The sequence below is a fragment of the Arenibacter echinorum genome, from assembly GCF_003259375.1.
GTDB classification, from domain to species: Bacteria; Bacteroidota; Bacteroidia; order Flavobacteriales; family Flavobacteriaceae; genus Arenibacter; species Arenibacter echinorum.
Window position 1 is genome coordinate 185,653 of the sequence record NZ_QLLN01000006.1, and the last position, 19,662, is coordinate 205,314.

Sequence of the window (19,662 nt, forward strand, 5' to 3'; positions counted from 1 at the left end):
AAAACCTATGAAAGCAGTTTTGATTCCTACCGATTTCTCCAATAGTGCCATGCATGCCATAGATTATGCACTGAATCTATACAAATGTGAACGCACCAATTTCTATTTTTTACATGCCTATGCCGACGAGGTCTATGGCCCGTTCAAAACTAATGGGGAAACCTCTATTGAAGAGCACAAGGAAACTGTCAAGAATAATACGGATAAATCTTTAAAAGATCTCATCCAAAAACTAACTGTTAGGGAGCACAATCCAAAACACACCTATGAAACGCTTTCGGCGTTCGACACTTTGGTCGATGCTGTTAACGACTTTGCCAACCAAATAAATGTTGACCTGGTCATAATGGGCACAAAAGGACAAACTGCCGACAAAAAAATTACTTTCGGCAGCCATACGGTACAGGTTTTCAAATACGTACAGTGCCCAGTATTAGCAATTCCTTTGGATTATAAATACCAGCAGCCTAAAAAAATATTGTTTCCCACAGATTATATGCTGCCATATAAGCGCAGGGAATTGAAATTGTTGAACACCTTGGCATCCGAATTTAAATCGGAAATCCATTGCCTTTATATTTCAGACTTTGAAGATTTAAGCAACAGACAGATAGACAACCAACGCTTCCTTAGGGAATCTTTGGCAGAGGCATTCCTGTTTTTTGAAAGACTCCCCACAAAGAATAAGGCGGAAGCCATAATGGATTACATTAAAAAGAACAACATAAATTTATTGGTCATGGTAAACTCGCGCCACTCATTCTTGGAAGATATGCTTTACAGATCAACAGTAGACGAAATTGGGCTACGTTTAAAGATTCCCTTTTTAGTGATGCAGAATCTACCCCGATAAATCAAAAAAGATACAAGGATGAAAAAAGTTTTATTGCCCACCGATTTTTCCACCAACGCTTGGAACGCCATCGCGTATGCCGTGAATTATCTCCAAAATGAAAAGTGTCTTTTCTATATACTTCACACCTATACGCCCACTTTTTATAGGGTAGATTATATGATGGGCGGTCCGGTGAACAGTGCTATTCCGGACAAGGGTGTCGAGACCGCCCAGAAAGGTTTGGAAAAAACGCTTAGGGACATTAGAAAGCATTACCCAAATAAAAACCATCAATTCAAGACCATTTCTTCTTTTAACATTCTGACCGATGAAATTGAAGAGGTTACAGCACGGGAAGGATTGGACATTATTGCCATGGGAACCCAGGGGGCTACAGGGGCCAAGGAAATCTTTTTGGGAACCAACACGGTCCATGTTATCAAAAAAGCCAAGATTCCGGTATTGGCCATTCCCAATGGTTATGCCTTTAAGGAAATTGATACCATCGTCTTCCCTACAGATTACACCAGGCCTTATGACTCGGAAGCTTTAGGTTTTCTAGCTGAAATTTGCAAATGGCATAAGGCTAAATTGATTGTATTGAATGTTAAGGAGGATTTTGTGCTTAATAAGCAACAAAATGCCCATAAAAAAGCCCTTGGCGCTTTCCTTCAACCCATGGACCATAGTTTTGAGCAGGTGAAGGGCGAATTAATGCCCAATGCCATACATGAATATGTGGAAAAACACAGAATTGGGTTACTGGCCATTATGAACCGCAAACATACCTTCTTACATCGCCTGATCAATAAATCTACCATAGACTCCATTGGATATCATTCCAGGATACCTTTTGTCGCCATACCGGAAAGTTGGGAAGAACCCCTTAAAAAAACCTAATGATGAAAAATATATTGTTGCCGACCGATTTTTCCGATAATGCCTGGAATGCCATATTTACAGCATTAAAACTCTATGCCGATGTAAAATGCAAGTTTCACATTTTACATGCCTATGAGCCAAAGGCCATGAACATGTTAGGGCAAAAAAGTCAACAGCGATTAGGAATCATTTATGACTCATTGGCACTGAATTCTGCTCAGGAATTGGAAAAGATATTGTCTTACCTTGACCAAAATCACAACAACCCGAACCACAGTTTTGAAACCATTTCCAAGTCCGACACTTTGGAAGTATCCATCAAGAAATTAGTCAGCACCAAGGATATAGACCTCGTTGTTATGGGTACTCAAGGTGCTACTGGAGCAAAAGAAATCTTTATGGGCAGCAATACGGTAAAGGTCCTAAAACAACTTAATAACATTTCAATTTTAGTGGTCCCCACGGACTATAACTTCCAAAAGCTAAAGACGCTGGTCTTTCCTACGGATTATACCAGAAAATATGAAAAGTTTGAGCTATTGCCCATGATAGAACTTACAAAACTTTGGAACGCTACTATACATGTGATACATGTGGCAGTTGAGTTTATACTCAACGATGTCCAAAAAGCGAACCTTAAAATTTTGGAAGACCGTTTAGCCGGCTATAACTATTCCCTTCATGAACTTGGCTTCGAGAGCGATATTGCCCAAAGTGTTGAACAGTATGTAGCTGAAACCAGGGCAGATCTACTTACCATGGTGAGATACCGGCATAACTTTTGGGAAAGAATTATAGATGAGCCTGTTATAAAAAAAATAGCCTTCCATTCCATGGTACCCGTCTTGTTCCTCCCCGAGCAGTCCTAAGAAGGGGCTATAAGTCCTGAGTAACCATAAAAATGTTACACACATGATTCAGAAAACTAAAATACACTAGGGTAATAACATTGCCTAACCATCAATGCTTGCCCTCGTCAGAATGATTCTTTCAAACTGATGTAAGCTCTAAAAGCATTAAAAACAAACATATGAAAGCGAAACATATATTACTACCTACGGACTTCTCGGCAAATGCCCGGAATGCCATTGATTACGCCATTTACCTTTTTGAAAAAGTGGATTGTGTTTTTCATATTTTACATGCCTTCGAAGTTGGGGCATCCAATTTAAGCAGTACTATGGGAAAGGCAAAGGACACTCGCCTTTTTAGGGCTGTAAAGGATGAATCTCAGAGAGATATAAATTCGCTAATAGACGAATTGCAATCCACGAACAAAAATAGTAAGCACTCCTTTAAGGGATTAAGTATTGCCGATTCTTTGGTAAATGCCATAGGAAGAATCACAATAGATAAAGGCATACAATACATTTTTATGGGCACCAAAGGTTCCTCTGCAATCAAAGAGGTATTTATGGGCAGTAACACGGTAAGGATTATACAGAAAATAGACTTCTGCCCTATCATTGCCGTTCCAGAAAACTATGATTTTGACCTTCCTGACGAAATAGCGTTTGCCACAAATTTTGAACATATTTACAGTGAGGTAGAATTAATACCGCTCATAGGATTGGCAAAATTATGGGACTCCAAAATTACCATTGTACATATTGACATGGGCAAGGAGTTGCAACCCCATCAAAAAACGGCCAAGGATGCATTGCCCAAAAGGTTCTTTGGCCAAAAACACGGTTTTGAAGAGATTAAGGGACATAATACTATTTCTGGGGCCATAAATGGCTATACCCATGAAAATGAAAATATAGGAATGATCGCCATGGTAAATTATTGGCATAGTTTCTTTGAGAAGCTAACCAAAGAAAATGTTATAAAGCGGGTAGCCTTCAATACGGAAGTACCTTTTTTAATATTCCCCCTAATAGAACCCTAAACACTGCTACCTTTTTGCAACTATTAGGGCCCACATGATATATGTCATTGGGGAACAATTCAAGAGCAATTAATTTTAATTCATCGAAAGGAACCAACAAAACCAAACCCTATTGAACCTATAAAATAACATTTATGAAAAATATATTGATACCTACCGACTTCTCTGACAATGCCTGGAATGCCATTAAATATGGAACAGCATTGTACTCTAAATCCAGATGTACTTTTCATATAGTCCATATTAATCCTATTTCCTACAATTCCGGTGGTGAGGCAGCCATGTATGCTTCGCCGGAACTTCTGGAGGAAAACATTCTGCAGGAGAGTAAAGAAAAATTGGAAGATTTGCTTAAAAAAATCGGACGATTACCCCTCAATACCAAACATACCTTTAATACAAAGGCGCTGTACGGATTTTTTACGGATCATATTAAGCAGGAAGTAAAGGATAAAAATATTGACCTGATCATTATGGGAACCAAAGGAGCTACCGGGCTTAAAGCTGTTTCCTTGGGAAGCAATACCGGCAATGTTCTTACCAAGGTGAGATGTGCGGTTTTAGCAGTGCCAGAAGACGCCGAATACAACAACCCTAGGGAAATTGGGTTTCCTACAGATTTTCAGTTAAGCTATGATATAAAGGTCCTGAACCATATCAAGGAACTTGCAATTATGCACAACGCTGCACTGCGCTTCCTATATGTGTCCCAAAAAGGAAAGGAGCTCAGCGATCTTCAGATGAAGAACAAGGAATTTTTAAAGAATTATTTTAGGGAAAACGAACATTCATTCAATACCCTTACCGTAAAGAACTTGGATGAGGCAGTACAGGCATTTGTAGAAAGTAGGGATTTGGATATGTTGGTCATGGTAGCCAAAAACCTAAACTTCCTGGAACGCATCCTATTTAAACCAGCGGTCGAAAAAATTAGTTACCATACCAAGATTCCATTTCTAATTGTTCACGAATAAGAATGTTGGATTTTAATTGCCGGGCGAATCCTTGGGACCGCCCTTTAGATATGCTGTTGAACAACCCTAACGATGTCGTTCTTTTGAAGCACGCCGGATTGACGCCAAACCTGCTTTCCGTTTTTAAACAGCAACATGGTAGGTACCCCTCTAACCTGATAAGTACTGGCCAAGGATTGATTCTTGTCCACATCGATCTTTACGATTTTTAGGGCATTCCCCATTTCGTCCTTAACCTGTTTTAATATAGGTGCCAACATTTTACAGGGTCCGCACCAATCTGCGTGAAAATCAACCAGAACAGGGGTTTCTGAATTGATAATGTTATTAAAACTATCCTTCATAATCAAATTTTTGAAAAGTAAAATTACCTAAACAAAGAGAAAATGAAACTGACGAATATCATGGTTTTCAAAATTCTTCTTCTTTAGTTTTACCGTACTAATGTAATAAACACTATGAAAAGAATATTGCTTCCTACTGATTTTTCGGACAACTCCATTAAGGCCATTAACTATGCCATAAAGATTTTCGAAAATACAAAATGTAACTTTTACCTTATGCATACCTATATGCCCCCAGTGTACGAAGCGGAATATTTGGTAGGAAGTCCTGGTCTGATAGGTTTGGGCGATGTAATGCAGGAAACGTCCATGACCCAACTGGAAAAATTAAAAAGTCGTTTGGAAAAGGAATACCATAACCCCAATCATAGCTTTGTTGTTCACACTGCTTTCAACACCCTGGTGAACGAAGTTATGGAAACCGTTGAATCCGAAGGTATACATTTGGTCGTAATGGGCACCAAAGGGGCCACAGGGGCTGAGGAAATCCTCTTTGGGACCAATACGGTACATGTTATTAGAAAAGCCAATTGCCCTGTACTAGTGGTACCCCCCAATTTTGAATACGAGAATCCTTTGGAAATACTATTTCCAACCGACTATGAAATTGCATACAAACAGGAGAAATTAAGCCAACTTTTGGAAATAGCCAATGAATATGGATCCCAAATAAATGTGTTGCACGTCTCCACAGGTTATGAACTAACTCCAGATCAAGAAAAGCAAAAGAAAGGCCTTGAAAAGATTTTGGGCAACAAGGCATTATTCCACGATGTTCCAAATAATGAAATTATAGACGCCATCAATGCCTTCCAGGCCAAAGAAAAAATCAACCTTCTGGTCATGGTTCAGAACAAACATACTTTTATGGAGCGACTTTTTATTGAACCTGTTATCAAAAAAATAGGTTTCCACGTCACTATCCCTTTTATGGTAATTCCACAATTTTAATTAAAACGTAATGAAGAATATACTTGTTGCCACCGATTTTTCCAATAATGCCTATTGTGCCCTGTTCTATGCATCAAAACTTTTAGCATCGGAAACATGCACATTTTATATTCTTAACACCTATTCGGAACTTACCATATCCCCAGGAAAAACACTTCCTATCCTAAATATCAAAAAACATTTGAAGGAACAGGAATCGGAGTCCAAGGAAAAATTAACGCATACCAAGCACAAAATAGTCTTGGACAATGAAAACCCTCTACATACCTTCCATACCATATCCCAAAAAGGGGACTTGGTAAATATCATAGCGCAACAAATAGAGGAACTTAAAATTGATTTGGTAACCATGGGGAATAAAGGACTCACCGAAGCTACCGATGTATTTTTTGGAAGCAATACCATAAAAGTGGCAGATAATCTTAAATGCCCCTTATTGGCTATTCCCGGGGAAATGGATTTCCACCCTATAAAGGAAATTGCATTTGTGACCGACTTGAGAAAGGATTGTGGCCAAAAAACTATAGATCAACTTCTATACATTGCCTCTTTGTCCAAAGCCTCCATTAGGGTGGTTCACGTTCAGGAACAACATATTCTGAACAAGACCCAGGAGGAGAATAGAAAGCAATTGGAAGAAGGCCTAAGCAATGTTGGCCATTCCTTCCAATGGATCAAGAATTTTGATGACAAAGCTAAGGTTATAGATGTTTTTTTGGAAAAACTGAAAGTGGATATGTTCGCCATGGTACATGAAAAGCGCAATCTTTTTGAAAAACTTACCCGTGAACCTGTGGTAAAAGACCTAAGTATGTATTCCGATATCCCATTCTTAATTCTCCCTTCCCAAGAATGACCATTGTCATAGTAACATTCACGAAAGCCTTTTATATTTAATAAAACTAAAGAAGCATTGTCATGGACAAAAGAATATTAATTCCTACCGATTTTTCCAAAAATGCGCTGAACGCCACACGCTATGCCTTGGATCTTTATGCAAAACTTAACTGCGAGTTCTATTTTTTGAACGTTTTCCGTTTGGACAATTACACAACAAACACCCTTATAATGCCAGAGCCGGGCAGTGCAGAATACGAAGGGGCCAAAGGGGCATCGGAGGAAGCTTTTGCCAAGCTATTGGACATGTTGGAGCTACACCATGACAACCCAAAACATAGTTATCACACTATTTCTTCCTTCAATTTTCTCTCAGAGGCCATAAAACAGACCATTGACAGCAAGGATATAGACCTTGTAATCATGGGTACACAGGGAGCTACGGGAGCCAAAGGGGTTATTTTTGGAAGCAATACGGTAAATGCCATGGAAAAAATAAGGGAGTGCCCAGTAATGGCAATTCCTGATAATCTGCGGTTTTCCATTCCCAAGGAAATTGTATTTCCTACGAATTATAAATCCAGCTTTAGCCGAAAGGAATTGAATTATTTGATAGAGATTGCCAAGATGCACAATACGTCCATAAAGGTTGTATACTTTACGAAAAAAACCACGCTTACCGAAGACCAAGAAAAACACAAACAACTCTTGGACGACATCCTCCAAGGTGTAGACCATAGCTTCCACACCCTGACGGATAAAGATGTTGCCCAAGGAATAACCTCTTTTGTTCAAAGTAGGAATAGCGACATGATCGCGTTCATTAACAAAAAGCATTTCTTGTTCAATAGTATATTTTCCAGACCGTTGGTGAAGGAAATTGGTTATGATGCCACAGTGCCTATTTTGGCTTTGAACGAATCTTAAAAACACTGTATTATGAAAAATATTGGAATATGGATGGACAGGGAAAAAGCCCATATCATCCGTTTGGACAACAAAGAAGAGAAATTGGAAACCATTTTTTCGGAGATGGAATTTTTTAACCGCAAGGGGACCTCTGGACCTAGGGTAAAATCTGGTGCAACCCAAGACGTTACACATGAGCGCACCTATCTGGAAAGGGAGAAAGCACAATTAAAATCATATTTTAAAAAACTTGCAGATGCCATAGGCGATGCCGATTCTATAGCGCTTTTTGGCCCGGCAGATACCAATGAAAAATTTAGAAAAGAACTACTGGAACACCACAAAGGCTTGGCAGAAAAAGTAAAAGCCGTCACCAAAGCCGATAGCATGACCGAGAACCAGACCAAAGCCTTGGTCAGGGACTTTTTTGGCCAAAAAAAATAGTTGGTTAATTTTTAATTGGGAGACCGCCTAAACAAAAATTGTTCTGGCGGTCTTATTTAAATCCATTGCCCATGAACAGTCCCTTGGACTTTATTAACGACCCAGTAGTATTGAAGATTGCCAAACTTTTATTATGGATACTGGCCATTGTAATTTTCATTGGGTTTCTTCGGAGGGTCCTAAAAAAAAGAATAGATAATGTTTCTGTTAGATATAAGGCTCAAAAAGGAGTAGAGATTATTGGCTACGTGCTAATTACGCTCTTGATCCTAATGGCATTTACAGTAGAAAACATTAAGGACTATACCATTATTATAGGGCTGTTTACTGCTGGTATAACATTTACCCTCCAAGAATTGATCCTAAGTATTGCAGGATCTTTCTATATCTTTTTTGTAAAGGTCTATAAACCTGGGGACCGTATTGAAATTAACGGTATTAAAGGGGATGTCATTGATATAGATAGCATCTATACTACCTTAATGGAAATTGGGGAATGGGTCAGTAGTGACAATTATTCGGGTAGGATCGTCAAGATAAGCAATGCCTTTGTTTTTAAAGGCCCCATAAAGAACTATTCCATGGATTTCCCTTTTGTTTGGGACGAACTCAATATACTTATTACCTATGATTCGGATGTTGCCTTGGCAAAAAAACTGGTCCTGGAAAAGGCCACGGATTTCCTTTCCGAATACACCAAAAATTCATTGGCCAAATGGGAGGAAATGGTGGAGCACTATTATATAGAAAACGCCACAATTGCCCCTACCCTGGCCATTAATCCAACAGACAACTGGATTGCGATAAACTTAAGATATATCACGGATTATAAATTAAGGCGTATTACTAAGCACGAATTGTTCGAGCAGATAGTACAGGCCCTCATGGCTACGGATGACAAAGTAAAACTTGCTTCCACCACCTTGCAACTACTAAAAATACCAGAATTGGATATTCATCTAAAGCAATGATATGGAAAAGGAATTAGACATTGAAATTCTAAAATCCTCTGGGGAACGGGCCAAATTTTCCTTGGACAAACTGCGTAAATCCCTAAAACACAGTGGGGCCGACCATAATCTAGTGGAACAGATCGTAGGACAGGTGAAGGATGAACTCTATGAGGGCATCTCTACCAATGAAATCTACAATAGGGCCTATGCCCTCCTGAAAAAGAACAAATCGGTCTTTGCTTCAAAATACAAACTAAAAAAGGCCATATACGAATTGGGACCAACTGGCTTTCCCTTTGAACGTTTTGTGGCCGCCATCCTGGAATATTCCGGCTACCACACTAGTGTAGATCAAATAATGAACGGTATCTGTGTTACCCATGAAATTGATGTAGTTGCAGAAAAAAATGGAACCGTCACTATTATAGAATGTAAGTTCCACTCAGAAGAAGGTCGTAACTGCAACGTTAAGATTCCCCTATACATCCATTCCAGATATAACGATGTAAAAGCACATTGGGCCACCAAGAAAAACGAAAGTAGGGAACTGGATAAAGGCTGGGTAGTAACCAACACACGTTTTACCAGCGATGCCTCAACCTACGGAAAATGTGTAGGGTTGAACCTCTTAAGTTGGGACCTACCCTTAAATGATGGACTTAAGGATCGTATAGATCGTTTAGGGCTTTATCCAATTACCGTATCCACCCTACTCAGCAATAGGGAAAAACAGTTTTTGTTGAGTAGGGATGTGGTCTTATGCAGGCAACTTTGGAAGGATAAGTTTTTTTTGGACCATTTGGGAATCTCCAATACTAGGAAAGAAAAAATCCTGAATGAAATTAAACAACTTTGCAATCATTAGATCATGAATACTATCAAAATACATTTCCTAGGTGCTTCCGGAACCGTGACAGGCTCCAAATTCTATTTGGAAACCCCTGAATTGAACCTGATGATCGATTGTGGTATGTTCCAAGGACTAAAGGAACTCCGACAAGAAAACTGGAATCCCTTGCCAATAGATGTCTCTAAAATAGATGTGGTGCTATTGACCCATGGACATTTGGACCATACAGGATACCTGCCCAGATTATTAAAGGAAGGTTTTAAAGGAAAAATTGTAGGAACAGCACCCACATTGGCGGTTACCCGAATAATACTTTTGGACAGCGCCAAAATACACGAGGAAGAAGCTGAGCAGGCCAATAAGGAAGGGTACAGCAAGCACGACCCCGCGCTTCCTTTTTACACCGTAAAGGAGGCAGAGCGTACTATAGATTTGTTTCAATCCAGGGAAAAGGACGAATGGATTGCCCTTTCGGAGCACATTCGCTTCAAATACCGCTATAACGGTCACATCATCGGTGCTACCTTTATTGAATTGGAAATTTTCGGAAAACTGTTCGTTTTTTCTGGGGACGTTGGAAGATTACATGATGATTTATTGGAAGCCCCTGAACGTCCAAAATGGGGCGATTATCTTTTTGTGGAAAGCACCTATGGGAATAAATTACATCCTGAGGAAGACGTAGAAACAATACTCAGCGATCTCATAAAAACAACCATTCAAGAAAGGGGAAATCTTATCATCCCATCCTTTGCGGTGGAGCGACTACAATCGTTAATGTATCTACTTTGGCAGTTGTACAAAAAAAACAAGATCCCCAATATCCCTGTTTTTATAGATAGCCCCATGGGCAACAATGTGTTGTCTGTTTTTGAACAATTTCCACATTGGCATAAACTGCCGATGAACGAGTACTATGCCATGTGCAATCACTTCAATATTATAACCTCCTATGCCGACACCTGGAAGACTATCGACGATCCCAGATCTAAAATTGTAATTGCCGGAAGCGGCATGGTTACAGGAGGCAGGGTACTTACCTATTTAAAACAGTTGATAGACATCCCATCAACATCGGTTTTATTAGTAGGCTTTCAAGCGGAAGGAACCCGAGGGCGCCAACTATTGGAAGGGGCCTATGAAATAAAGTTGTTCGGAAAGTATTATCCTGTTAAGGCAAAAATTTATCATTTGGAAAGTCTTTCTGCCCATGCCGATCAAAGCGAGCTGTTACATTGGATGGAGGAAATCGAAAATATTCCGGAAACAGTTTTCCTTATCCATGGAGAACCTACTTCCCTCGATGCCTTTAGAGTGAAGATCAGGGATGTTCATGGTTGGAACGTACATATTCCAAAACTCAACGAAATAAAAGAAATTTTCATCTAAAACGCAGATGACAAATCTCATTGCGGAGGTTTTTAAAAGTTCTTAACTTTATTCAAGATCCAAAAAAAATGGAAAAGAAAAATACGATCACAGATAACGGGAGGAAAATTGCCCTATTGCATTGGAAAATCCAGCAATGGAAACTGAGGTTTCAATTAATGGATGAAGAAATAGTTTTTATAAAACGCTTATTGGACTCCAATGCCTTTAAGCCCAACATCCCCAACCTATTTGAACGTCTACAAGATTACAAAACCCGTTTGCTGGATATCGAAAAAAGAAATGCGGCCGTAAGAACTCAAGTTTCATTGCACGAAAACAATTTGGGAAATGAGTTGGATATGGCGGACAGCTCCATTAGCGCTGAGGACATTAGAAAAAATGATAGTCTTCAATTGGAGGTCGATGAATGTCAGGGTGATTACCAAAACCTAAAAAGCGAAATTTTCAATTATACCGGGAGCATTCTTTTAATGAACAAACCAGAAGTAAATTAATGGCATAACTGACCAACGTCATATTATTTCATAAGCACTTCCGCTAAATTGGCAATTATTCCTGAAAATCAAAAAGAACTATTATTACAAAGGCTTAAACCATGAGAAAAGTATTAATTCTATTCGCAATATTACTAACGGGATGTTCTTCCACTAGTTTGGTAGAAAACTGGAAAAACCCGGACATTGTTCTGTTCAATGCCAATAAGGTGTTGATAGTAGGTATGGCATCAAACGATGATGCAAGAACGGATTTTGAAACGGATATGCTGAAAGAATTTAGCAAACGAAATGTTGAAGCCATGCGCAGTCTTGATGTTTTTGACGTTTCCTTTACCGATTCCCGTAAGACCGAAAAAGAATTGGATGATGTGGAACAAAGTCTACTGGACAAAGATTTTGATGCTATACTCTTTACCAAAGTTGTTGGTTCTGAGGATAAGGAAAGTTTTTTGAAATCCATTTCCAGATGGAACAATTATCAAGGAAGATTTAATGACGATTATCTAAGTCACCAAGATATCTATTACGACCAGGGATATTATGATAGATTTACAGTATACCATGCCGAGACTACACTTTACTGTATTTGTGAAGGCAAGGAAAGGTCTATGATTTGGAGGGGCAGTATTGACATTTCCGACCCCAAAAACATACAAAAAACCATAAAAGATTACATAAAACTTGTTGTAACTGCCATGGAAGACCAAGATCTAATTTTTATCAAAGAAGAAAAAAATGAAATTACTGGTCTATAGTGCTAAAGATTTTGAAATACCCTTTTTAAATGATGCCAATAACAAGATTCATAAGGTAAGTTATACAAAAGATGCCTTGAATTCCGAGACGGCCATCCAAGCTGTTGGGCATATGGCTGTTTCCATATTTTCCGGTGATGATGCCTCTTCTTTAGTGTTGGAAAAATTATCGGATCTTGGAGTACGTTATATTAGCTTGCGATCGGCCGGGTATAACAACGTACACCTAAAAACAGCACAAAAGTTTGGGCTTAAGGTAGCCAATGTTCCCGAATATTCCCCCTACTCCATTGCCGAACATGCGGTAGCCCTATTGCAGTCACTAAACCGGAAGATTATTTTGGCAGATAGGAAGGTACACTCCTATAATTTTTTGCAAAACAACCTGATGGGTTTCGATTTGAACGGAAAGACCGTAGGTATTGTCGGAACTGGGAAAATTGGCAGTGTAATGGCCAAGATTATGAACGGTTTTGGTTGCAAGATATTGGCGAACGACCTTAAACCTGATTATAGACTTGTTCAATTATACGATCTTACCTACACTTCCTTGGACGAGCTTTGTGAACAATCGGATATAATTAGCCTTCACATTCCGCTCACCCAAGAGAACTACTATTTAATAGACAAACAAAAATTGGCCTTAATGAAACCGGAGGTTGTTTTGATAAATACTGCAAGAGGAGCCTTAGTGGAAACTAAAGAATTGATTAATGCTTTGGAAAAAAACGCAATTGGCGGCTACTGCACAGATGTTTATGAAAAGGAAATAGGATCGTTCTTTAAGGATAATTCTCTTGATGGAATCAAAGACGGGCTATTAATAAAATTATTATCCTTTCCCAATGTACTTCTTACACCCCACCAAGGTTTTATAACCAAAGAGGCTTTGACCAATATTGCCGAAGTTACTTATGAAAATCTAAATAGTTGGGAAGAAGGTAAACCATGCCAGAACGAACTGGGTCTTGAAATGATCAATTCATAACAACGGACTAAATACTTTTCCAAAACCTTCTTTTAGTTTTTCACCCCAAGGTCTTTTTATATGATCTTCGTAGACCAGCATTCTACTTGAGTAGGCATCCTTAAGAAAGTCCTCCTTCAACAGCTGTGCAAAAGGGGCATCATAAACAATGGCATTTACTTCATAATTCTGTTCAAAACTCCTATCATCCAAATTGGCCGTGCCTATGGTAGCTATGCCGTCATCACTAACAATGATTTTACTATGTAAAAATCCGTCTGGAAATAAATAGATCTTCACCCCGGATTTAAGAAGGGGCTCAAAATAAGACCTTACACTCCAACTTACTATTTTGTTGTCCGCATTTTCCGAAACCATTAAACGTACATCCACTCCTCCCAAAGCAGCGGTCTGTAAGGCCTCCATTATAGCCTGTCCCGGAATTACATATGGATTGGTAATAAACAGATAATTCTTCGCCTTATTTATAATTGTAAAGTAAGTCTGTTCCAAGGAAGGAAAATCATCATCCGGTCCCCCAGAGACGATCTGGACAAGTTTACCTTCATTTTTTTCAATAGGGCCTTTATCAGTATCCAAGGGCAGCACAGAAATTGTCTTCTGACAAACCAAATACCAATCCATTGCAAAAACAAAATCCAAATGACTCGCTGAAGTACCCTTCAATCGTAGGTGCATATCGTGCCAATTGCCCAGTTCCACATCGCCTTTTAAGTATTTATCCGATACGTTGATTCCCCCGGTAAATGCCACCTTGCCATCTACGACAATGATCTTTCTATGATTTCTATAGTTTAAGGAAGAAAAAAAACGCCCAAACTTGAATGGTAGAAAAGGATATACCTCTACACCTATAGTTGTTAATTTTTTCAAATAGACCTTACTTAATGAAAAACTGCCGATACCGTCATAGATCATCCTTACCTCCACCCCTTGCGCAATTTTACGCTCAAAAAGCTGCAATAGCCTTTGCGTAAGTTCCCCTTCTTCAAAAATGTAGTATTGTAGATGTATGCGGTATTGGGCGTTTTCCAAAGCTTCGAAGATAGATTCGAAGGTCGTTTTTCCATCTTTCAGAAGTCGGAGTTCATTATTGTCCGTGGGAGGAAAATGTGAATTCCGGTAAACCAAGGTCATTAGTTTTTGGTACTTTCCGCTCATGGAAGCCATGTGCTCCAATAAGGGTTCCGGCAAATTTAAAAAAGCCTTCTTTTTTAATTTTAGCAACTTATTTTTTCTCCTATTTCTTCCCAGAAGTAGATAAAGAAACATTCCGCCCACGGGTATGGTAAAAATGGCCAGAAGCCAAGCCAAACTTTTTGAAGGTTTGGCACCGTGCAAAAGAATACTTATGATAATGGCTAGGGCAATAAGTAAATAAAGACTAAGAAAAATAGCATTCCACATGTGTTCTTTATAATTAATTGACTGGGATAAGTGCAATTAACAAAGTTCGGAAATTGTGGTGTTTTATCTATGATAATTATCAGCTTATGATGGCATAGAGCTATTTACAGCTAACCCTTAAACCGTAGAACGAGAAATATATACCCCTCAAAACAAAATATTTATGTTTTGAGGGGTATATGCAGTCCTTATTATGTTGTTTCCAGTAATTGGAAAAACCAGTTTTATTCCCGAATCAACGGGATTTTTGGATGACTTAACCTAGGAATGTGCCAGCTTGCCTGCGAGTATGCCAGGGCCTTTAAAAAACTGTGCAATTGACTTCAAAAGTCCCATTGATTTATAGGGTACAAAATCAAATCGCAGAATAGTTTCTGGAGATTCCTCACCTTCAATGGTCAGTCCGTTCACTATCTCAAAGTCCAGAAACTTAATTCCGTCCGCACGTTCTTGATATCTATCACTATAGATTATTTTACTCCCAGATTTGCCAAGATAAAATCTGAATGCACTGTAAGAACCTGTTTCCAAGCTAAGTACGCTTTTGGATTTTAGAAAAAGTCCTGTATGCATACCTTTTATAGGTATGGCAGCCTGACCCGGGAAGTCCGCAATAAAATGCTCCTTTCCCTTAGTATCTATAGCAGAAAACTTAGTAATGTTCAAATCCATTTCGGACACTTTCATATCCGTGGCGTAGCTGTTCCTTAGCACCAAATCCTTTATACATTTTCCATTTGAATCCAATAGATACCTATCGGAAAGCAGTGGTACCACTTGCCAAGTCTTGGGATAAAAATTCATTTTTTTCATAACGAAATATTTAAAGAATACGCCTACAAATTTATAGACATACACTTCCTCATGAAACAGCAGGATTTTCCAATTTATATGCTATTTTAACCACATGTTGAATATGATTCTTAAAGCAATGTTAATATTTAGCATACTTGGACCAATACCAATACAGAGTACTTTACAAGTTCCTAAGGTTGTTACGATAACCAAGAGGTTAAACTGTAGGAAATAATAATTGTAAATACAATTAATCTGGAATTCGCTATTGGGATAAAAGTGATTTTCTGAAGCCTTTATTGTGTAGTATGAATGAAGCTATCTTCAAAAAAAAAGAGTTCGGTTTTATTTCAATACTAGGTTCTATAAATGATCGTAATACGTGGTATAAACATAATTACAATAGTGTTTGGGCTAACATTATTACATCTTGGGTGCAACCCTAAGCCACCTAACTTCTAAAAGGTAATATTTACGAACGGCAGTACGGGACTTGTATATACACTTTCATCTTCCTTATACAGCAAGTTGTACTTTGCCCCTACCGATATTTTTTCGTTTATATTCCACCCTAAACCTACAAAGAGTGCAGAGTCCCAATAATCATCGGTAACTTTTCCCGTGGGGGTCTCGGTTTTGGTATTCACCTTGAGCTGGGCAAATTCCAACAGTGTGGTCAGTTGTCTGATAGGCCTATACTGGGTTATGATGTTCGCTCCAAAAGTAGTGGTACTCTGCAAATCCTTTATGGAGGTATAACTGCCTTGGATTCCGCCTCCTAGACTCACCTTATGGCTTACTTCATATATTAAATTGGGAGCTAAACTAATATTGGTCCCCCCAACAAAGCTCAAGCCAAACCCTAAGCCAAATTTTAATCTGTTTTCTGTTTTGGAGGTGCTATCTACTACTGCTATGTCCGTAGTCTGGGAAAATGCTCTTTCACTGAAAACGAACACTCCTATAGCCATGCTCAAGGTTAAAAAGAATCTGTTTAATTTTATCTTGGTCATATTAATGGTCGGTTATATTATAAAGCCTTATTTGTCTGATTCAAGATATGGCTTTTTTTAACATTATTCAATATTTATTTTGCCTCAGGGAATAATCATGGTAAGCATGCTTATATGGCTTTCGAGTTCTGTCCAATATATTGGACCAAGGATTGTAGAATTTTTTGTCTGCAAAAACTGAAGTTCTTGTATACTTCTGGGGTTTGAATAAATAACATATATTTGGTTTGTACAGTTACAGATAACCATTAAAAATATATCGTGAAAAACCGTTTTATTTTATTTCTAGGGACTTTTATTTTTCTTATTTCCCAAATTCATGCACAAAATAGCGACCGAGTATACTTTACCAACGGCTTTAAGATTGGAGAATTAACCGATTCTTCAGCAATACTATGGACCAGATTGTGTAAATCCGAAAAACCGGTACCTATAAAACATCAACAGAAGGGGGCTCCCTTTAGAAGTCCCATCGATTTTGACAATGATATGCCAGTAAATGAAATGGACGGGGCCGTGGAGGGTTCCTTCGGGCAGATCAGCATTGAAATTCTGTCTAAAGACACTGTGATAAACACCTCATGGGAATATGTTTCGGAGTATAAGGACTTTACTTATAAACACAAGATTTCCGGTCTAAAATCCAATACGGCCTACGCTGTAACTATTAGGGGCAGAAAGGCAACAGAAGCGCCCATAACCGAAATACAGGGAAGATTTACTACAGCACCTTTGCCCAATGAGGTGACACCGGTACTTTTCACCTCTTCCACTTGTCAGTATTTTTGGTCCTATGATGATCTTGAAAGAGGGTTTAAGATTTATGATAATATGCTAAAATTAAATCCGTTGTTTCACTGTCAAACGGGAGATTATGTTTATTATGACAAACCTGGGCCTATGGCCTACAATTTGGAATTGGCACGGCATAAATGGCATGCCATTAATTCTTGGCCCTCTTTGAACAATTTCTACAACAATACGCCTCTTTATTTACAAAAGGACGACCACGATTTATTAAAGGACGATGCCATGCCCACCTCCTCCCCTTTTGGTGAACTGAGTTTTGAGGACGGCCTGTTAATTTGGAGCGAACAAGCCCCGATTATTGATAAATCCTATAGAACCTTTAGATGGGGAAAAGATCTACAAATATGGATGGTAGAAGGTAGGGATTACAGAAGCGACAATAAGGCTCCAGACGGTGCAGACAAGAGTATATGGGGGAAGGAGCAGATAGCGTGGTTTAAACAAACAGTGGAGGCCTCAGATGCCACTTTTAAAATACTTAGTTCGCCCACTCCTGTGGTTGGGCCCGATAGGGCCAAAGGGAAAATTGACAACCATTCCAATGTTTCGTTTAAAACAGAGGGCGATTGGTTACGTAGATATCTTGTAGATCAGCAGATGTTCGTAATCAATGGGGATAGGCATTGGCAATATGTTTCCAAGGATCCGGAAACCGGCCTAATGGAATTTAGCCAAGGCCCATCAAGCGACTCCCACGCTCAGGGATGGGATGCAAACGACAAACGACCCGAACATAAGTTTCTTAGGGTGAAAGGGGGATTTTTGGCCGTAAAAATTCATAGGGAAGGGAATACCCCCGTGATCGAGTTTATTCATTATGATGTTGATGGTAATATTGTAAACAAGGAGACCATAACTAGATAAAATATACTAACTTCAAATTATATTAAAGGCCAAACTACTAACCCCAACTTAACAAATTGCTAAATGAACAGGAGAAATTTTATAGGGAGAACAGCAGTCCTAAGCGCCACGGCTTTATTGCCTCTGAGTTCTTTTTCCTTAATGAGGCAACCAAAATACAAAATGGGTTATCAGTTATTTTCAGTACGTACCGATATGGCAAAAGATCCCCTTGCCACTTTTAAGGCACTTAAAGAAATGGGGTATGAAGATTTTGAATTTTACGGGTTTGATGCCGACAAGGGCCTTATTTATGGCTATACCCCTTCCGAATTGAAGACTATTTTGGATGATCTGCAATTATCAATTACAAGCGGACATTACAGCTTTTCCCCTTACTTGGGAAAAGCCGATGAGGCTTTAAAACATTATGTGGATCAGTGTATTCTGGCAGCCAAGGCTATGGATAGCAAATATATCACCTGGCCCTATATTGCTCCGGAACAGCGAACCTTGGATAATTTTAAATTGTTGTCGCGTAAACTTAACCACATTGGAGAGCAAGTAAAAGAGGCTGGACTAGGATTTGCCTATCACAATCACGGCTACGAATTTGAGGATTACGGTGGACAAACGGGTTTCAATATTATCCTTAATGAAACGGATGCTTCTTTGGTGAAACTCCAAATGGATATGTACTGGGTAATGCATTCCTCCAAACTAACTCCAAAGGAGTTAATAGATAAACAACCTGGGCGCTACGTAATGTGGCATATTAAGGACATGGATAAAATAAGTAGGGACTATTCAGAATTGGGCAATGGATCCATTGATTACCGATCAATTCTACCAGACCCTAAAAAATCGGGACTGGAGTACTATTATTTGGAACAAGGTGGAAATTTCAAAACCAGTCCTATGCAAAGTGCGGCGGATAGCGCCGAATATTTTAAAAAACACCTGCGTCAATATTTGTAATCCTTCCTCAATACATCATAAAGCCCAAACCTTTTTAAAGAAAAACGTTTTTTATATAAGTAAAAAGTAGTTTACCATTCAGGCGACGATGGACATTTTTTTAATTCTGTCCATGAAGCCCACTTTGCCTCAGCACAAAAGCATAATAACATATATTCAAAGGAATAGGTATTAATCAAAATACCATTATCAAACACATAAAATGGCAGCCTGCTTTTGACTCTGTAATTTTTTATAATAAAAAATAAATCAATGGTCAACAAACCATACTTTTTTCATATCTACTGCCACAACTGAACCTCAATCCTTATTTT

At 38.8% G+C, this 19,662-nt stretch carries 21 protein-coding genes; 17 read left to right on the forward strand and 4 right to left on the reverse strand.

Features of this window, described 5'->3' with window-relative positions; all coding sequences use genetic code 11:
• The first annotated feature begins 7 nt into the window (after positions 1-7).
• The 5 genes from LV92_RS16390 to LV92_RS16410 all read left to right on the forward strand — a co-directional run bounded on the left by LV92_RS16390 (position 8) and on the right by LV92_RS16410 (position 4,582).
• A complete protein-coding gene (locus tag LV92_RS16390; RefSeq protein ID WP_111624686.1) occupies positions 8-853 on the forward strand; it encodes a universal stress protein in 846 nt (281 codons plus the stop codon).
• Between the two features lie 18 nt (positions 854-871).
• Positions 872-1,735, forward strand: coding sequence for a universal stress protein (locus LV92_RS16395; protein ID WP_111624687.1), 864 nt, complete (start codon positions 872-874; stop codon positions 1,733-1,735).
• Positions 1,735-2,586, forward strand: coding sequence for a universal stress protein (locus tag LV92_RS16400; protein WP_245946409.1), 852 nt, complete (start codon positions 1,735-1,737; stop codon positions 2,584-2,586). Before LV92_RS16395 ends, LV92_RS16400 begins: the two co-directional genes overlap by 1 nt.
• Before the next feature lie 161 nt (positions 2,587-2,747).
• The gene (locus LV92_RS16405) at positions 2,748-3,608 is read left to right on the forward strand and encodes a universal stress protein (protein ID WP_111624689.1); all 861 of its coding nucleotides are present in this window, start codon (positions 2,748-2,750) and stop codon (positions 3,606-3,608) included.
• A 134-nt stretch (positions 3,609-3,742) separates the two neighbouring features.
• Entirely contained in the window at positions 3,743-4,582 is an 840-nt protein-coding gene (locus LV92_RS16410) for a universal stress protein (protein ID WP_111624690.1), read from the forward strand.
• Between the two features lie 44 nt (positions 4,583-4,626).
• Here LV92_RS16410 and trxA read toward each other — a convergent pair whose 3' ends face one another.
• Entirely contained in the window at positions 4,627-4,926 is a 300-nt protein-coding gene (trxA, locus tag LV92_RS16415) for a thioredoxin (protein ID WP_111624691.1), read from the reverse strand.
• Positions 4,927-5,040: 114 nt separating this feature from the next.
• On the opposite strand from trxA, the gene LV92_RS16420 reads away from it, so the two are divergent.
• The 10 genes from LV92_RS16420 to LV92_RS16465 all read left to right on the forward strand — a co-directional run bounded on the left by LV92_RS16420 (position 5,041) and on the right by LV92_RS16465 (position 13,502).
• Positions 5,041-5,877 carry a universal stress protein gene (locus tag LV92_RS16420; protein WP_111624692.1) on the forward strand — a complete coding sequence of 279 codons (837 nt, stop codon included), beginning with the start codon at positions 5,041-5,043 and terminating at the stop codon, positions 5,875-5,877.
• Between the two features lie 10 nt (positions 5,878-5,887).
• Complete coding sequence (locus LV92_RS16425) at positions 5,888-6,733, forward strand: universal stress protein (protein ID WP_111624693.1); 846 nt, start codon at positions 5,888-5,890, stop codon at positions 6,731-6,733.
• 62 nt (positions 6,734-6,795) lie between these two features.
• A complete protein-coding gene (locus tag LV92_RS16430; protein WP_111624694.1) occupies positions 6,796-7,641 on the forward strand; it encodes a universal stress protein in 846 nt (281 codons plus the stop codon).
• Between the two features lie 12 nt (positions 7,642-7,653).
• Positions 7,654-8,067 (forward strand): hypothetical protein, encoded by a 414-nt coding sequence (locus LV92_RS16435; protein ID WP_072861906.1) that lies wholly within the window; start codon positions 7,654-7,656, stop codon positions 8,065-8,067.
• A gap of 71 nt (positions 8,068-8,138) precedes the next feature.
• On the forward strand, positions 8,139-9,038 hold the full coding sequence (locus tag LV92_RS16440) for a mechanosensitive ion channel family protein (protein ID WP_111624695.1): 900 nt from the start codon (positions 8,139-8,141) through the stop codon (positions 9,036-9,038).
• A 1-nt stretch (position 9,039) separates the two neighbouring features.
• Positions 9,040-9,885, forward strand: a complete 846-nt coding sequence (locus tag LV92_RS16445) for an ATP cone domain-containing protein (RefSeq protein ID WP_111624696.1) — start codon at positions 9,040-9,042, stop codon at positions 9,883-9,885.
• A 3-nt stretch (positions 9,886-9,888) separates the two neighbouring features.
• Entirely contained in the window at positions 9,889-11,259 is a 1,371-nt protein-coding gene (locus LV92_RS16450; protein ID WP_111624697.1) for an MBL fold metallo-hydrolase RNA specificity domain-containing protein, read from the forward strand.
• Between the two features lie 68 nt (positions 11,260-11,327).
• Complete coding sequence (locus tag LV92_RS16455; RefSeq protein WP_111624698.1) at positions 11,328-11,756, forward strand: hypothetical protein; 429 nt, start codon at positions 11,328-11,330, stop codon at positions 11,754-11,756.
• Between the two features lie 101 nt (positions 11,757-11,857).
• Entirely contained in the window at positions 11,858-12,514 is a 657-nt protein-coding gene (locus LV92_RS16460) for a hypothetical protein (protein ID WP_111624699.1), read from the forward strand.
• The gene (locus LV92_RS16465; RefSeq protein ID WP_111624700.1) at positions 12,495-13,502 is read left to right on the forward strand and encodes a 2-hydroxyacid dehydrogenase; all 1,008 of its coding nucleotides are present in this window, start codon (positions 12,495-12,497) and stop codon (positions 13,500-13,502) included. The genes LV92_RS16460 and LV92_RS16465 overlap by 20 nt, the downstream gene beginning before the upstream one ends.
• Here the strand turns inward: LV92_RS16465 and cls are convergent.
• The 3 genes from cls to LV92_RS16480 form a co-directional block, all read right to left on the reverse strand.
• Entirely contained in the window at positions 13,497-14,909 is a 1,413-nt protein-coding gene (cls, locus tag LV92_RS16470; RefSeq protein ID WP_111624701.1) for a cardiolipin synthase, read from the reverse strand. The genes LV92_RS16465 and cls overlap by 6 nt on opposite strands.
• A 261-nt stretch (positions 14,910-15,170) precedes the next feature.
• Positions 15,171-15,722: a hypothetical protein gene (locus LV92_RS16475; protein WP_111624702.1), complete on the reverse strand. Its 552-nt coding sequence runs from the start codon at positions 15,720-15,722 to the stop codon at positions 15,171-15,173.
• A 440-nt stretch (positions 15,723-16,162) separates the two neighbouring features.
• Positions 16,163-16,717, reverse strand: a complete 555-nt coding sequence (locus LV92_RS16480) for a hypothetical protein (protein ID WP_111624703.1) — start codon at positions 16,715-16,717, stop codon at positions 16,163-16,165.
• 261 nt (positions 16,718-16,978) lie between these two features.
• On the opposite strand from LV92_RS16480, the gene LV92_RS16485 reads away from it, so the two are divergent.
• Complete coding sequence (locus tag LV92_RS16485) at positions 16,979-18,391, forward strand: alkaline phosphatase D family protein (RefSeq protein WP_245946410.1); 1,413 nt, start codon at positions 16,979-16,981, stop codon at positions 18,389-18,391.
• 63 nt (positions 18,392-18,454) lie between these two features.
• Complete coding sequence (locus tag LV92_RS16490) at positions 18,455-19,348, forward strand: sugar phosphate isomerase/epimerase family protein (RefSeq protein WP_170126347.1); 894 nt, start codon at positions 18,455-18,457, stop codon at positions 19,346-19,348.
• Positions 19,349-19,662 lie beyond the last annotated feature (314 nt).

Excerpts from the sequence above, each read along its gene's own strand:
- LV92_RS16390 (WP_111624686.1), top strand. The coding sequence starts at position 8 with ATGAAAGCAGTTTTGATTCCTACCGATTTCTCCAATAGTGCCATGCAT.
- LV92_RS16395 (WP_111624687.1), top strand. The coding sequence starts at position 872 with ATGAAAAAAGTTTTATTGCCCACCGATTTTTCCACCAACGCTTGGAAC.
- LV92_RS16400 (WP_245946409.1), top strand. The coding sequence starts at position 1,735 with ATGATGAAAAATATATTGTTGCCGACCGATTTTTCCGATAATGCCTGG.
- LV92_RS16405 (WP_111624689.1), top strand. The coding sequence starts at position 2,748 with ATGAAAGCGAAACATATATTACTACCTACGGACTTCTCGGCAAATGCC.
- LV92_RS16410 (WP_111624690.1), top strand. The coding sequence starts at position 3,743 with ATGAAAAATATATTGATACCTACCGACTTCTCTGACAATGCCTGGAAT.
- trxA (WP_111624691.1), bottom strand. The coding sequence starts at position 4,926 with ATGAAGGATAGTTTTAATAACATTATCAATTCAGAAACCCCTGTTCTG.
- LV92_RS16420 (WP_111624692.1), top strand. The coding sequence starts at position 5,041 with ATGAAAAGAATATTGCTTCCTACTGATTTTTCGGACAACTCCATTAAG.
- LV92_RS16425 (WP_111624693.1), top strand. The coding sequence starts at position 5,888 with ATGAAGAATATACTTGTTGCCACCGATTTTTCCAATAATGCCTATTGT.
- LV92_RS16430 (WP_111624694.1), top strand. The coding sequence starts at position 6,796 with ATGGACAAAAGAATATTAATTCCTACCGATTTTTCCAAAAATGCGCTG.
- LV92_RS16435 (WP_072861906.1), top strand. The coding sequence starts at position 7,654 with ATGAAAAATATTGGAATATGGATGGACAGGGAAAAAGCCCATATCATC.
- LV92_RS16440 (WP_111624695.1), top strand. The coding sequence starts at position 8,139 with ATGAACAGTCCCTTGGACTTTATTAACGACCCAGTAGTATTGAAGATT.
- LV92_RS16445 (WP_111624696.1), top strand. The coding sequence starts at position 9,040 with ATGGAAAAGGAATTAGACATTGAAATTCTAAAATCCTCTGGGGAACGG.
- LV92_RS16450 (WP_111624697.1), top strand. The coding sequence starts at position 9,889 with ATGAATACTATCAAAATACATTTCCTAGGTGCTTCCGGAACCGTGACA.
- LV92_RS16455 (WP_111624698.1), top strand. The coding sequence starts at position 11,328 with ATGGAAAAGAAAAATACGATCACAGATAACGGGAGGAAAATTGCCCTA.
- LV92_RS16460 (WP_111624699.1), top strand. The coding sequence starts at position 11,858 with ATGAGAAAAGTATTAATTCTATTCGCAATATTACTAACGGGATGTTCT.
- LV92_RS16465 (WP_111624700.1), top strand. The coding sequence starts at position 12,495 with ATGAAATTACTGGTCTATAGTGCTAAAGATTTTGAAATACCCTTTTTA.
- cls (WP_111624701.1), bottom strand. The coding sequence starts at position 14,909 with ATGTGGAATGCTATTTTTCTTAGTCTTTATTTACTTATTGCCCTAGCC.
- LV92_RS16475 (WP_111624702.1), bottom strand. The coding sequence starts at position 15,722 with ATGAAAAAAATGAATTTTTATCCCAAGACTTGGCAAGTGGTACCACTG.
- LV92_RS16480 (WP_111624703.1), bottom strand. The coding sequence starts at position 16,717 with ATGACCAAGATAAAATTAAACAGATTCTTTTTAACCTTGAGCATGGCT.
- LV92_RS16490 (WP_170126347.1), top strand. The coding sequence starts at position 18,455 with ATGAACAGGAGAAATTTTATAGGGAGAACAGCAGTCCTAAGCGCCACG.